A 15,266-nucleotide genomic window follows, 5' to 3' on the forward strand; every position below is an offset into this window, starting at 1 on the left:
AAGAGGGTACACGCCTGCTTAAGCCGCCCTCCCATGAGGAAGCGGCAAGCGATGGGCCACTGCTGCTGATGAGCTGATGACTCAACACCACGAGTTCTGGGGGCCCCCGCGCCGGGGCCAGCCTCCCAGGCAGCGTGGGCAGACCTTAGGTGCTCCAAGAGGGCACGCACCCCACCGGGAGCCGTCACATACGTCAGCACCCGGCGCTTGCCTCCACACCTGCCGCACGCGAACACGTCTAGCGCGAAGCTCCTGCGCAGCAGCCCGACTTCGTGGTTGGCAGGGTACGCAAATTCGTACAGGAGTAGTATCCGGTCCCATGTTGCAGATCCTGAGTGAAACGGTTCTCAAGGGCACCTACCGCATCGATCAGAGGATCGGCATGGGCAGCATGGGCCCCGTCTATCGAGCCACCCACCTCGGGCTCGATAAGGCCATGGCGGTCAAGTTGCTCTCGCCGGATGCGCTCACCACGCCGCAAAGCTTCGCGCGCTTCAAGCGGGAGGCCATGGTCGTCAGCGGGGTCAACCACCCGGCGATGGTGCACGTCATCGACTTCGGGGAGGAGCAGGGCACGCCGTATATCGTCATGGAGTACGTGGACGGCATCGATCTGGCCGAGTACATCGCGCACCAGGGGCCGATGCCGCCACGGCAGGCGGTGGCGGTGATGCGGCAGCTCGTCTCGCTGCTGCGCACCATGCATGCGCAGGGCATCATCCACCGCAACCTCAAGCCGAGAAATATCCGGGTGCTCCAGGACGGCGAGGAGGATGGCCAGCTCTTCGTGAAGGTGCTTGCCTTCAGTCTCGCCACGGTGTTCGGCGAGCCTATCCATTCGGTGATACAGGGCACGCAACTGTACATGGCGCCAGAGCTGCTTGCCGGCAGGCAGAGCGACCAGCGGACGGATCTGTACGCCGCAGGGATGATCTTCCAAGAGATGCTAAGCGGAGATCGGCCCCCTCCTCTGCCCCTCCGCTGGGGGGCGCGACCTCTCCCCCCGGCCATGCCGGTGCCGAACGTGGTGCGCCAGACGCTGTGGACGTTTTGTGAGGAGCGCCCCCAAGATCGCTTCCAGAGCGCAGCGGAAGCGGAACATGCGCTCAGGGCTTGTGAGGATGCGCTGCGTCCCACTCCACCGGTGGCAGAGCGCAACCCCGCACGGCCCTCGGCCCAATCCAAGCCCCTCTCCCGCGAGAAGCCCCCGCCAGCCAACGGCCTGGACGTCGCCATCCTTACGGTCATCCAGCCCGAGCTCTTTGCCGTGCTCGACGCTTTGGGCATCTCTGCTTCTCAGAGAGAGAAGGATGCACACGGGACTGTGTACTTTCGCGGTTCACTGCGCTCGCAACTCACTGGGAGGGACTACGAACTCGTGGTGACGTGCATCGGTGCTGCCGGCAATTACGATGCATCCGCCGCCGCCTATGGCGTGATTGCGAAGCATCGACCCCGAGCGCTGCTCCTGCTGGGCATTGCTGCGGGAATGCGGGAGAAAGTCCAGATCGGGGAGGTTGTCCTCTCCGAACGCGTGGTGGCCTATGAACCTGCTGCTGTCGTGTCGTCGGGCGATGAGCGCTCATCGAACACGGAACCACGCCCCGAGATCGATAGGCTGCCCCACTCAATGAGTCAGGATGTCACCACCTACAGGCCCAAGCCCGCCAGACTCGAGGCCCTATTCCGCGATGCCGGAGGACAGTTCCCTGTTGCGCCGGCCGGCCGAGAGGACGAGTTTCTAAACCTGGTCGCCACGACCATCAAGGTACGTGCCGCGACGATTGCCAGCGGGGAGAAGCTGCTGAGAGACCCAGCCAAGCTCCGAGCCGTCAAGCAGGAGCAGCATGGCAAGGTCGAGGTGGGCGAAATGGAAGCTGCGGGGCTGGTGGCTGCGTGCCGCCGCGCCAATGTCCCCTGGCTGGTCATCCGGGGCATCTCGGACTTTGGAGATCCATTCAAGGATGATCGTTTCCACGATTTCGCTTCACGTGCGGCAGCGACGGTCCTCGCGGATTTCCTGGCGTATGGGCTTTCCATTCCTGCCCGCTCGGGTCAGGTGACGGTGCCCGTTCCTCACTACCCCGATGAGCAGACCCGCCTCTTGAGCCTTCAGCTTCAGGGCGCACGGGAGCGGAAGAAGCGGCTCCAGGACTCTGGGGTTGGGACGGCTCAGGTTGATCAAGAGATTCTGGCTCTGCGCCGTCACCTCCGAGAAGGAGGCCGGCTTCGAGCGGGTGATTCGCTAGGGGATGGCCGATACCTGCTGATCGAGTCCGTAGGCAGTGGAGGCTTCGCTACCATCTGGAGAGCACACGATCAGCAGGCGCAGAGGATCATCGCCATCAAGGTGCTGCATGCGAACCTGGCCGGCGATGAGGAACGACGGGAGCGATTCTTCCGCGGGGCGCGACGCATGGCGGAACTCCAGCACCCCGCAGTGGTTCAGGTGCTCGAGCAACACGGCGAAGACGGTGGGTACCAGTACTTCGTCATGGAATACATGCCTGGTGGAAACCTTCGTCAAGCAGTGCTCGAAAGACTCATCATGCCCGACAGAATCATTCCCATCATCCTCCGTGTCGGAGAAGCACTCGCGCTGGCTCACTCAAAGGGGATCATCCACCGCGATATCAAGCCCGCCAACATCCTCTTGGACAGCCATGGACAACCCCACCTTACGGACTTCGACCTCGTGGGTGCACTCGATACGACAGGAGGGACGAAGAGTGGAGCGATGGGGACCATCGTGTACGCGGCACCAGAGTGCCTGGAGCGTCCCCAGGAGGCAGACCCGAGGGCCGACGTCTATGGCCTTGGCATGACCGCCATCTTCGGGCTCCATGGAGCCGATCTGCCATTGCAGATCCTGAGGGGGCCCGAGCCCTTTCTCGAGCAACTTCCCTGCGCTGAAGGGCTGAAGGCGGTCCTGCACCGCGCCACCAGCATGGTTCCGGGCGATCGCTATGAAGATGCAAGCGAGTTCATCACGGCCCTTAGCGCATCGGGCGAATAGGATGCCGGTTGAGGGTGTGGGACGCATAGGAGGGACAGGGGCACTGTTAGGTGCGAGGGAGGGGCATAGAGCGGCAGCGGAGGGTGGCTGACAGGGTTCCAGGGCCGTACGCGGGACGGGTGGCACCCACGGAACTCCGACAGGCCCGCTGTCAAAATGCTGCGGCTGGAAGTCCTACGGGACCTACGCTCGACCGTGTGAGATCGCCCTCGCCAGAAGTTCCAAGCGGCGGGTTCGATTCCCGCCGCTTCCAAAGGATGAGCGTTCTACTGAGAGCCAGGAGGCACAGAGCTCGGAGGAGGCTTTCTCCCTGACGGGCCTGACGAAGCAGTCCTCTGTTCTCCCTCCGAGGCACCGTGCAGTGGAGTGTGTACCGCCTGCGAAGCCCAGAGGTCACCGCGAGCGCCACCATCGTCGCCGTTCGAGGCGTTGCGGCTCTGCCGCGACGCACGTAGCGTCGGTGCATGCCAGTCGACCTCTACGCCGGGATCGCCGTCTCGGACTTCGCCACGGCGCGCGACTGGTACTCGCGACTGTTCGGGGGACCGCCCTCGTTCGTCGCCACTCCCACGGAAGCGGTTATCGCGATCCCGACGGGAACGAAATCAGCGTCGGCGGCGTCCCGCTCTGATCCTTCACAACCTGATTGTCACCTGAAGAGGAGATACAGCCCATGCAGATGTATCCCGCCTGTCCGAAGAGCTTGTTCGAATCCGTGCCTGGCACAGTCCAGGGATTGTCGTTTCTGGCGATGTTGAGTGCACTGCCGTTGCTGGGATGCGGCCTGGGACAGGGCTCCCCCTCCCCCGTCAGCGAGCGGAACCTCTCGACAGCAGGAGCGCTCACTGGGTGGGCGAGCGATGATCCAGGACAAGCTTTTGCATCCACCTTCTTCTCAGAGGTTCAGGCGGGTTATGACAACACCTGCGGCGTGAAGACGGACGGAACGCTCGCGTGCTGGGGGGAGGACTCCTACGGCCAGTCGTCGCCGCCAGCTGGCAGCTTCACGCAGGTCAGCGCGGGCAATAGCCATGCCTGTGGGTTGGATACGGCCGGGGCCGTCTCGTGCTGGGGGAACAACAGCGGGGGCCAGGCCACGCCGCCCACCGGCAGCTTCACGCAGGTCAGCGCGGGCACTTCCCACACGTGCGGCGTGAAGACGGACGGGACGCTCGCGTGCTGGGGCTTCAACTCCTACGGCGAGTCCTCACCGCCCGCGGGAACCTTCACGCAGGTCAGCGCGGGCATGCAGCATACCTGTGGAGTGAAGACGAACGGGACCGTCGCGTGCTGGGGACTCAACTTCGCCCGCCAGGCCTCACCTCCCGTGGGGACCTTCACCCAGGTCAGTGCGGGCTACGCAAGCACCTGTGGAGTGAGGACGAACGGGACGCTCGCGTGCTGGGGCTTTGCGCATGCGCCGGGTTCGCCACCGACGGGGACCTTCACCCAGGTCAGCGTGGGCGGCTACCACACCTGCGGCCTGAGGCAGGACGGGACGGTGGCGTGCTGGGGAGCCAACAACGACGGCCAGTCCTCGGCTCCAGCAGGCCTCTTCACGCAGGTCAGCGCGGACGGCTACCACACCTGCGGCCTGAGGCAGGACGGGACGGTGGAGTGCTGGGGAAACAACTTCGCCGGGCAGACCTCACCCCCGTAGACCCCAGGACGCCAGATCAGCCCTCGGGCCCCTTGGCTGGTCGAGCCCCCCGGCCGCCTCTCTGCGCGTGTCCGGGCTAAGGTCGGGCATGATGAGGCGCGCGAACTCCCCTCTTGTTGCCACCCTGGCGCTCTTCCTGACGGCGGCCGCGCCTGATCCGCGAGCGACGCCGGTGCTCGACACCTTCGACGACCTCACGCCTTGGCGGGTGGCGGCGTCGGATGGCGTCTCCGTCTCGAAAGCGCCGGTGCCGGGTGCGCAGGGCGGTGCGCTCCGGCTGTCCTTCAACCTAGGCCCATCCGCCGGCTACGCCTTCGCTCGCCAGGACCTTCCGCTCTGCCTGCCGGACAACTTCGAGCTCGCCTTCCTCGTGCGCGGCGAGGCAGCACCCAACAATCTCGAGTTCAAGCTGGTAGACGCCAGCGGCGACAATGTCTGGTGGCATGTCCGGCGCGACTTCCAGTTCAGCCGCGAGTGGCGCGAAGTGCGCATCAAGAGACGCCAGATCTCCTTCGCCTGGGGTCCCCTTGAGGACAAGACCCTGCGCTGTACCGCAACGCTCGAGTTCGTGGTCAGCGCGGGCAGTGGCGGCGGCGCGGGATGGATAGAGATAGACCAGCTCATGCTCCGGCACCTCCCGGCTGATTCCGGAACTCCGCCGCCGATCACCGCGAGCGCCACAACTGCGAACGGCCTTGCGCCACTCGCCGTCGACAACGATCCAGCGACCGCATGGCGCAGTCCTGCACCGGCCCGCGATCCACAGATACTGACGCTCGATCTCGGCCGCATGCGCGAATTCGGTGGGCTCTCGCTCCTGTGGCTGCCGGGCGCTCACGCGCGCGATTACGACATCGAGCTCTCGGACGAGGGGCTCCACTGGCGCCTGCTGCGCCGCGTGCACGGTGGAGACGGTGGCGAAGACCCGATCATGGCGACGGAGTCGGAGGCCCGTTTCATCCGGATCCGCATGCAGAACCCCGCCGGGCAGGGCTTCGGGCTCGCGGACATTCGCGTCGAGCCGCTTCAGTTTGGCGCCGATGCGAACGCCTTCCTCACGGAGCTGGCCCGCCGGGCGCCGCGCGGCCTCTATCCGCGAGGATTCGCCGGTCAGCAGACCTACTGGACGCTGATAGGCGTCAAGAGTGGCGGCGACGGCGCGCTCTTGTCCGAGGACGGCGCACTGGAGATCGGCCGCGGCGGCGTTTCCATTGAACCCTTCGTCATTGAGGCGGGCCGCCTCACAACCTGGGCGGACGCGGCAATCGCGCATCGCCTCGCGGACAACGCTCTGCCAATCCCTTCGGTGGAGTGGACACGTCCCTCCTGGAAGCTGACGGTGGCCGCCTTCGTGGCGGGTGAGCGCGGAAACGAACGTCTCGTTGGCCGCTACACGCTGAAGAACCTCACCGGCGCACCGCTCTCGCTGCGTCTTGCCCTGGCTGTCCGTCCGCTGCAAGTGAATCCTCCCACGCAGTTTCTGACAACGCCGGGCGGCATCAGTCCGATCCGCACGATGTCGTGGGACGGCACGGTGATGAGCGCGGGCCTGCGCCGCATCTACCCGCTCCAGCGCCCGGACATGGCGAGCGTCTCAACCTTCGACAGCGGCGCCTATCCTCAACGCCTCATGAGGGCTGATGCCGCGGGCGAACGCGCGGCCGAGGACGAGACGGGCCTTGCCTCTGGGGTACTTGCCTACGATGTCGTCCTGCCGCCAGACGGAGAGAAGCGCCTGGGCATTGTCGCACCGCTGACGGGCAACACTCAGGCCCTGCCAAGTGCGGCACCCGACAGCTGGCTCGATGAAGAGGAGGCACGCGTCGCCGCCTTCTGGCGGAAGGAGCTCTCCAGCGCCGTGGTTGAGGCAGCCGGCGAAGGGCGCGAGGTGACCAACGCCCTGCGCACCTCGCTCGCGCACATGCTCATCATGCAGGACGGGCCGATCCTGCGTCCTGGAGCACGGTCCTATGCGCGCTCCTGGATCCGCGACGGCGCGATGATCGCCGAGGCGCTCCTGCGTCTGGGTCACGCGGAGGAAGCCAAGGCCTATCTGCGCTGGTACGCAACGCACCTGTTCGCCAACGGCAAGGTCCCCTGCTGCGTCGATAAGCGCGGAGCCGATCCCGTTCCGGAGAATGACAGTCACGGCGAGTTCATCCACCTCGCGGCGGAAGTCTGGCGCTACACCGGCGACCGTGCCCTGCTTCAGTCCGTCTGGCCGAAGGTGGCAGCGGCGGCGGAGTACATGAATCAGCAGCGCCTCTCCGAGCGCACACCGGCCCATCTCGCCACGCCCGAGCGGCGCAACCTCTACGGGCTCATGCCGCCCTCCATCTCGCATGAAGGCTATTCAGCGAAGCCCGCCTACTCCTACTGGGACGATTTCTGGACGCTGCGAGGCTTCGAGGACGCCGTCATGCTCGCGGCGGCGTTCGGCGATCCTATGACACGGACGCGCCTTGCCGCTCAGCGCGATGAATTCCGCACCGATCTGATGAAGTCCCTTCGTCTGACCGCGGACCGGTTCAAGATTCCCTATATCGCCGGTGCCGCCGACCTGGGCGACTTCGACGCCACCTCGACGACGATCGCGCTCTCGCCCGGCGGACTCCGCCGTCAGCTGCCCTCGGATCTCCTGGAAGGAACGTTCGATCGCTACTGGCAGAACTTCGTGGCGCGCCGCGATGGCGCTACCTCATGGAAGGATTACACGCCTTATGAATGGCGCGTGGTGGGCGCGTTTGTCCGCCTCGGGAGCCGCGACCGGGCCAGACAGGCCCTCGATTTCTTCATGAACGATCGCCGCCCGCTCGCTTGGAACCAGTGGGCGGAGGTCGTCGGCCGCGAACCGCGCGAGCCACGCTTCATCGGCGACATGCCGCACGGCTGGGTTGCCTCCGACTACATCCGCTCAGCGCTGGACCTCTTCGTGTATGAGCGGCGCGACGACAGCGCGCTCGTGCTCGCGGCTGGCGTTCCAGAGAGCTGGCTGCGCGGTGACGGCGTACGTCTCGAGAATTACCGTACGCCGTGGGGAGCGCTGAGCCTCTCCATGCAAGCGGAGGGTGATCGGCTGACCATTCGCCTCCAGGGCACCGCCCGGCCACCTGGCGGTTTCGTCATTCCCGCTGATCTCTTCGGCCCTTCCGACGCGCTCGTCGACGGCCGGCGCGCGAAGTGGAGCGGCGCTGAGCTCAAGGCCGCGCGCGCTCCGGCGGTCATCGTCCTCACCCGCCGGAAGGGAGGTCCCTGACCCGGCGGACCGGCGGGCGCAGAGGACGAATAGGAAACGGGTTGAGGGTGAGGGCTGGAGGCGTGCTCGAATCGTAGTGTTGCCACCGCAGGCCGGCCGCTTCGCCGAGCTGGTGCTCAGTGAGGATGCAGGGGGGAGGTTGCCACGAGATCCGCGAGGTGCGCATCCCGGAAGAGCGCCTTGGTGAGCCGCGCCTCCCTCTCCTTCGTGAGGGGGCCGGGGAGAGGGGGAGCGCGCACCTCCTCCTCTCCTCATGGCAGAGGGGTGGGCGCTGGCCCCCGGCGTGGCCAATGTTGTGGCGAAAGAGGATTCTCCCCATGGCCACACTCGCTCCTCCTCCTCCAGCTTCGGGCGTCCTTGCGCACGGTCTGCCAGCCGGTACGCTCGCACCCGAGCTGGACCTTCTATCCACCCCTGATGGGCGACGGGTCAAGCTCTCGGACCAGAAGGGCTCCCCCGCCGTCCTCGTCTTCTACCCGGGGGACTTCACCCCTGTCTGCACCAACGAGCTGGGGCTCTTCAACGAGCTGATGCCCGTGTTCGGCCAGTTCGGCGCGAAGGTGTTCGGCATCTCGTGCGACTCCCTCTGGAGCCACATCGCCTTCGCCAAGGAGCTCCACATCCAGATTCCGCTCCTCTCCGACTTCCATCCGAAGGGAGAGGTCTCGCGCCGCTACAACATCTACCGGGAGGACGTCGGCATCTGCGAGCGGGCGCTCTACGTTATCGACGGCAAGGGCGTCATCTACTGGAGCTACGTCTCGCCCATCGAGCTCAACCCCGGCGCGGACGGCGTCATCGACGCGCTCGAGCGGCTGACCGGCAAGCAGATGGAGTTCCCCACCTTCCAGCCACAGCAGCAGCCACTTCAGCCGGAGGCCCGGCCATGAGCAGACTTCGTAGAGGCGTGGACGCCAATGACTGGGCGCGGGGGCCGGCCGATGCCCCCGTCACCCTCCTGGAGTACGGCGACTTCGAGTGTCCCTTCTGTGGGCGCGCCTTCTGGGAGCTGAAGCGGCTTGAGAGCGCTGTCGGAGATCGGGTCCGCTTCGTCTCCCGCCACTTCCCCCTCACCCAGCTCCACCCGCACGCGCTGCTGGCCGCGGAGGCCGCGGAGACCGCCGGCGCGCAGGGAAAGTTCTGGGAGATGCACGACATGCTCTTCCAGAACCAGCAGAACCTGGAGGCTCCCGCGCTGCTGACGTACGCGGCCGACCTGGGGCTCGACATGGGCCGCTTCACTCGCGACCTCCAGGAGCACCGCTGCCTGCCGAAGGTCCAGCGCGACTTCATCGAGGGCGTGCGCAGTGGCGTGAACGGTACCCCGACCTTTTTCATCAACGGGGAGCGCCACAACGGCGCCTACACGGCCGAAGCGCTGCTCGCCGCCATCGAGCAGCGGATGGGGCCCGACATCGAGCCGATGACGGGGCTTCCCTGGGAAGGCGGTCGCGTGCCGCGCATGGGCCGGCCCCATTCGCGCATGTAGGGGGCGCAGGGGCCCCGTGACGGCATCGCAACGAGAGTCCTCGGGGGCGAGCGCGAGCGTGAAGCGCGCGGACCAGCGGTACATGGGCCGCGGCTCCCCGCCGCACGACGGCCCCGACGACGGGACGCTGCCCATCCTCCTGCACGAGTCCGCAGGCAGCAGACACCAGGGCAGGCCCTGCAGTGCGTCGGTCCCCCTCCCGCCGCGCGTCCGGCTCCCTCTGTGAGGCGGGTTGTCATGACGTGCGTTCCTGCCAAGGCTTGTCGAGGACTACTGCAATGCCATGCACAGGGAGACACCATGAAGGCACTCGTCTACGAGGGACCGCGCAAGGTCAGTGTGAAAGAAGTGCCGGACGCGAAGATTGAGCGGCCCACCGATGTAGTGGTGCGCATTCGCAGTACCAACATCTGCGGCTCCGACCTGCACATGTACGAAGGCCGCACCGACATGGAGTCGGGCCGGGTGCTCGGGCACGAGAACCTCGGAGAGGTGGTCGAGGTCGGCTCGGCGGTGGACAAGCTGAAGGTGGGCGACTGGGTGGCCGTTCCCTTCAACGTCAGCTGTGGCCACTGCGAGAACTGCGAGCACGGCCTGACCGCCTTCTGCCTCAACGCCAACCCGTCGGGGACGGCCGGCGCCGCCTACGGCTTCGCAGACATGGGGCCCTACAATGGCGGGCAGGCCGAGTACCTGCGCGTGCCCTGGGCCGACTTCAACTGCCTGCGGCTGCCAGAGGACGCCGAGGAGAAGCAGCTCGACTACGTGATGCTCGCCGACATCTTCCCCACCGGCTACCACGTCACCGAGCTCGCCGGGCTCATGCCGGGCGAATCCGTCGTCATCTTCGGTGGAGGGCCCGTGGGACAGATGGCCGCGCTCTCCGCCACCATCAAGAGCGCGAGCAAGGTGATGGTCGTCGACTGCCATCCGGACCGGCTCGCTCTTGCCGAGAAGATTGGCGCCATCCCCATCGACTACTCGAAGGTGGACCCCGTCGAGCGGGTGAAGGAGCTCACCCACGGCAAGGGCGCCGACCGCGGCTGCGAGTGCGTGGGCTACCAGGCGCACGACCCGCAGGGGAGGGAGCACCCCAACCTGACGATGAACAACCTGGTGAAGGCGGTGAAGTTCACCGGCGGCATCGGCGTGGTGGGCGTCTTCATCCCCAATGACCCCGGCGGCCCGGACCCCCTGGCCAGGCAGGGTGAAATCGTCTTCGACTGGGGCATGCTCTGGTTCAAGGGGCAGCGCGTGGCGACCGGCCAGTGCAACGTGAAGGCCTACAACCGCCAGCTGCGCGAGCTCATCCACCTGGACAAGGTGAAGCCCTCGTGGATCGTCTCGCACACGCTCCCGCTCGACAAGGCGCCGGACGGCTACCTGCACTTCGACAAGCGCGACAGGGGATGGACCAAGGTCGTCCTGCAGCCGGCCGCATGAGCCGGCGCTAAGGCGAGGGAAGGAAGGGGCCGCTTGATGGGCCCCCAGGGCCTCGCGAACCGCGCGTTCGGCGACCAGCCCGACGAGCCGCTTCTAGGCGGGATAGAAGCCATGTTGAGGGTGGAGCGCACCCCAGTGGGGGCCTTACTTCTGCCGGGGCGCTGAACGCCAAGGGCTGCGGGGCCGCCATCCTGGCGGGCTTCTACCGAGCCAGCATGCGAGCCTGGACACGCGCTGGCTCTACAGATTCCAGGTTCTAAGACAGATAGGAGCTGTGCTGAGGGTGAGGGCTGGTGCAGAGGGGCCGAGGAGGGCCGAGGACGACCGCAGAGGGGGACATGTGGGCTGTGTGCCAAGCCGGTGGAGAGGCCGCGCAGCCACTTTGAGGTACACGCCTACCCCAGCCGCCTTCCCAGGAGGGGCGCGGCAGGTGCCTGGCTCTCTTGGCTGGCTGGGGCGGCTTGAGCTTCAACACCACGCGCTCTGGGGCGGCCCTCGCGCAGGGGCCAGGTGCTCACTCGCCGGGGGCAACCCCAGGTGCTCCACTATCGCTCTCACCCCTCCTGCTCCCTTCACAGACGCCAACACCCTTAAGCCTGCCTCCACACCTCAAGCACGCCAACACTTCCAGGGCGAACCTCCTTTTCAGCAACCCGGCCCAGTTCAAACGGGGTGTGCGCTCCTTCCTCGGCTCCTCCCCCGTCGCGGCAAAGGCGGGGCTCTCTTCCGTAAGCCCCGGCTCCGCCCCTGCTTGAGGGAGCGCCTCGGGCGACAGGTGCGCGTACTTCATTATCGAACGGCGGCTATTTTTAGGTGCGCCGTAGAGTGCTTCCGCAGCCGACCCGGGCAGGTCCACGCTCCTTTCTCGTCCCCTTGGGCAGCCCCCACGCCACACCAAGCCGTCCGGCGCACGTTGATCAGGCGCCCGGATTCCTCACGGGATTAGACGGCGCCATCTTGCCAACCCAACAGTGCCTTGATGCCCTAGAAAAGCATCAGCTACTCAATAGACCATAGGGCGGGTATATTGCTCTTATGATCCATGTGGACCGCAGTCGCGTCTCTCCTCCACCGAAGTTTTTCGCGGCGGCTCAATCTCTTCTCGATAAGTCACGGCTTTTTTTCAACAATCCAGATAGCCTCAGGAGCCAAAGCCGCCCCGCCATCTTCGGCCAATTCGTCAACCTAAAGAATGTGGTGCGACCTGCTCTAATCGAACTATTCCACGGCAAGTGCGCCTATTGTGAATCGAGTGTCGCAGCCACAGGAAGTACCGCAGTGGATCACTTTCGTCCGAGGATGGATGCTGCAAACCTTGATAGGAAGATTTCGCCCATCCACTATTGGTGGCTGATGGCCACTTGGGACAATCTCTATCTGGCATGCCTTGAGTGCAATCGATACAAGCGCAACCTTTTTCCGGTGCGCCACCAACGGGCTGTTCCCGAGAGCTTTGGACAAGCACTTGAGTCAGAAGGCCGGTTGCTTATCGATCCTTGCAACGACGAGCCCGAACAATCCTTCGCCTTTCAGCCCAATGGTCAAGTAGAGCCTCTTGATGAACACGCCAAGGTAACCATTGAAGTGCTGCAGCTCAATCGCCCTAGTCTTGTCCACATGAGACGGGATCATTATGCTCGCATCACACAGGAACTCGGCCTCTGGATATCTAGCCAGAGGCAGACAAGCGTGTCAGGCGATGATCGGCTTGAGGCTGGACTTCGAGATAGGCTTTTAAGCTATACGCACAGCAGCGCTCCCTATGCAGCCGTTGCGCGGCAGGCACTTAGGCACGTTCTCCATCGCCTGCGAGGAGATGCTCTCCATACGGAAGTCCCTCCGGCACAGAAGAAAATCAGGCGAGGGCATCAAATCCCTCGAAAGCTGGAAAAAGCAGCTGAATCGCTCCGAACAGGGTGGATCTCGCGAATAGAAATAGAGAACTTCCGCGGCATCGACTCCCTTGCACTTGACTTTCCTCGTCTAGAGCATCGAGATTTCCTTGTAGACGACGAGATGACAGCAATAGCTTCGCCTAGCGAGACAGAAGACCCTGACATACGCCGCGAACCATGGCTGATGCTAATTGGCCCGAACGGTGTCGGGAAGAGCAGTGTCCTCAAAGCGGTCGCTCTAGCCCTCGTAGATGAGCCAACTCGAAACCGTCTCATTCCTGATGCCTCTTCAGTGCTCAACCAGCGCTCGCGCAGTTCCACCGGTGTCGTATTTGTGCGCTTTGACAATGGTGAGTCCGTCAGAATTTCTTTCAGTCGACGGTCTCGTACATTTCGGCAGCAAGGAGGCAGAGCACACTCTCCATTGCTTGCTTATGGTTCAACCAGGCTCCTCTCGCCGGGCACTGCACGTCTCGAACGACCGCGTAGCGTGCGCGTTGATAATCTTTTCCACCCAAGAACTCTGCTCGGCGATGCAGAGAAGTGGCTTGCCGATACTAGCCAACTCTTAGATAGCGGCTTTGACCTTCTGGCCCGCTCACTCAAAGATCTCCTCTCTCTAGATGATGAGGACCGCGTCATCCGTCAGAATGGCCGCCTGCTCATAGAGATGTCGGGTTCCCGGATTCCTCTGCACGAACTGAGCGATGGCTACCAGTCCATTGTTGCACTAGCCACTCATATCATGGTGAACCTCTCACGAGGCGGCTTTGCACTGGAGCATGTAGCAGGAACGGTACTACTTGATGAACTTGAGGTTCACCTCCACCCAACTTGGAAAATACGTATTGTGCGCAGTTTAAGGCGAGTTTTTCCTCGGGTCCGATTCATTACAACTACTCATGATCCGCTTTGTCTAAGAGGCTTGGAATCAGGCGAGGTCTACCACCTTGATCGGGAACCAGAGTCGAAAAGGGTGCGAGCCATTCAATTGGACGTGCCGCCTGGCTTGCGTGTGGATCAACTCCTGACTGGCCAATGGTTCGGTTTGAGTTCAACTCTCGATGCAGACACGTTGGCTCTTATGGAGAAACACCAGAGCCTACTCGCGCGACGAAGACTCAGCGCAACGGAGCAACTCCAACTTGAGCAATTGAGCAACGAACTGCAAAGTCGCCTTAGCACTTTTGCCGATACATCTCTTGACCGCATGGCGCTGAGCGTCGCAGCACAACTCATGGCCAGCACATCAACTCCGCTGACCCCAGATGAACGAACAAGGCTTCGTGAAGGAATTCGTCAAGCTCTGTCGGAAAAGGCTCCTTGAGTCATGGACCGCTTCCCGCGTCCCTCTAAGCCAAGAGGTTTTGATGCTTCGGTCAAGGCACACAAGGATCGAGTTCAATCTCACTTCAAGAAAAAGAAGCCGGGCAAATGGAAGTTTGAGGATATTTGGAGCAAGTACAAGCGGAACATCGCAGTCGCCTCACATGGAAAATGTGGCTACTGTGAAGTACGCGTTACTGGCTCCCAACATGGAGACGTCGATCACTTCTACCCTAAGGGAGAAGTGTGGGCACTCCATGATGACCGTACCAAATGGGGTCAAGAGATTCCTGGGCTATCTAAAGTCAAAGGGAGAAAAAAGAAGCTCCTTTCGCGCAGAGGCTACTGGTGGCTAGTCTACGAATGGAAGAACTACGTACTGGCATGCCTTGTGTGTAATCAGCAATGGAAACTCTCGTTCTTTCCGGTACGTGCCAAGCGCCGCAAACTTCCTCCTTTGCCGCGTAGTAAAGAGAAACCCCTACTGCTAAACCCTTTCTTTGGTCCAGATCCAGTGAGGCACCTTCAATTCATCATTACAGGTGCAATCATTCCCTATAAAGGTAGCCGTTACGGTTTCGAGACTATCAGAACATGCGGGCTAGATCGCCCCAGTCTTACTCTCGATAGACATGAAAAAGCACAACGGGCCTACTATCTCCTCAAGAAGTTGACGACGTGTTTGCCGACGACTCCCGAGTATGACCTCACGCTCAAAGACTTTTTCCTTATGGGAAGAAAGGAAAATGTTCACTCTGGAATGATCCGCGCCATCTTTGAACAGGAGACTGCTATGAAGTGGAAGCAGCTTGAGAAACGGTTCGCTATCCCCTAGCACCTACCCTGGGGTGCGGTTGCCACGATAGGCGAGGCAGATCTTAACAGGTGTAAGTGGTGGCCCTTATGCTGGAGCAATTGACGCAGGCCGTTATCAGGCCTTCCACGAAGAAAAGCCTGATGCACAAACAGATTGCTCGCCAGTTGGGCATTTGAGAGATCATCGTCAACGCATAGACGGGATAAGTGGCCACGCACTCCCCGGACGCATGTGCCTCCAGTGTGCCTTGCTGAGGGTTCGATTCCCACCGCCTCCATTCTGAGAAGCCCAGCAAACTTGATGATGGAGAAGCGGGCGTCCCGGCTCAGCCCACCTCGTCTCTGGAGGCGCTGGTCCACAGCGT

Annotated in this window: 8 protein-coding genes; all 8 read left to right on the forward strand. The window is 63.3% G+C overall.

Features of this window, described 5'->3' with window-relative positions; translation table 11 throughout:
• Positions 1 to 319: 319 nt before the first annotated feature.
• The 8 genes from DB31_RS45100 (at position 320) to DB31_RS49065 (ending at position 14,920) form a co-directional block, all read left to right on the forward strand.
• Positions 320 to 3,016, forward strand: a complete 2,697-nt coding sequence (locus tag DB31_RS45100; RefSeq protein WP_052420177.1) for a protein kinase domain-containing protein — start codon at positions 320 to 322, stop codon at positions 3,014 to 3,016.
• Between the two features lie 751 nt (positions 3,017 to 3,767).
• The gene (locus DB31_RS23585) at positions 3,768 to 4,676 is read left to right on the forward strand and encodes an RCC1 domain-containing protein (RefSeq protein WP_276203643.1); all 909 of its coding nucleotides are present in this window, start codon (positions 3,768 to 3,770) and stop codon (positions 4,674 to 4,676) included.
• Between the two features lie 88 nt (positions 4,677 to 4,764).
• Positions 4,765 to 7,932 (forward strand): discoidin domain-containing protein, encoded by a 3,168-nt coding sequence (locus tag DB31_RS23590; RefSeq protein WP_044191394.1) that lies wholly within the window; start codon positions 4,765 to 4,767, stop codon positions 7,930 to 7,932.
• A gap of 317 nt (positions 7,933 to 8,249) precedes the next feature.
• A complete protein-coding gene (locus DB31_RS23595) occupies positions 8,250 to 8,822 on the forward strand; it encodes a redoxin domain-containing protein (RefSeq protein WP_044191395.1) in 573 nt (190 codons plus the stop codon).
• Positions 8,819 to 9,421: a DsbA family protein gene (locus tag DB31_RS23600; protein ID WP_044191397.1), complete on the forward strand. Its 603-nt coding sequence runs from the start codon at positions 8,819 to 8,821 to the stop codon at positions 9,419 to 9,421. Before DB31_RS23595 ends, DB31_RS23600 begins: the two co-directional genes overlap by 4 nt.
• A gap of 300 nt (positions 9,422 to 9,721) precedes the next feature.
• Complete coding sequence (locus DB31_RS23605; protein ID WP_044191399.1) at positions 9,722 to 10,864, forward strand: glutathione-independent formaldehyde dehydrogenase; 1,143 nt, start codon at positions 9,722 to 9,724, stop codon at positions 10,862 to 10,864.
• Between the two features lie 1,035 nt (positions 10,865 to 11,899).
• The gene (locus DB31_RS46860; protein ID WP_083968605.1) at positions 11,900 to 14,086 is read left to right on the forward strand and encodes an AAA family ATPase; all 2,187 of its coding nucleotides are present in this window, start codon (positions 11,900 to 11,902) and stop codon (positions 14,084 to 14,086) included.
• Positions 14,087 to 14,089: 3 nt separating this feature from the next.
• The gene (locus DB31_RS49065) at positions 14,090 to 14,920 is read left to right on the forward strand and encodes a hypothetical protein (RefSeq protein WP_157232123.1); all 831 of its coding nucleotides are present in this window, start codon (positions 14,090 to 14,092) and stop codon (positions 14,918 to 14,920) included.
• Positions 14,921 to 15,266 lie beyond the last annotated feature (346 nt).

It is taken from the genome of Hyalangium minutum, assembly GCF_000737315.1.
Classification (GTDB): domain Bacteria; phylum Myxococcota; class Myxococcia; order Myxococcales; family Myxococcaceae; genus Hyalangium; species Hyalangium minutum.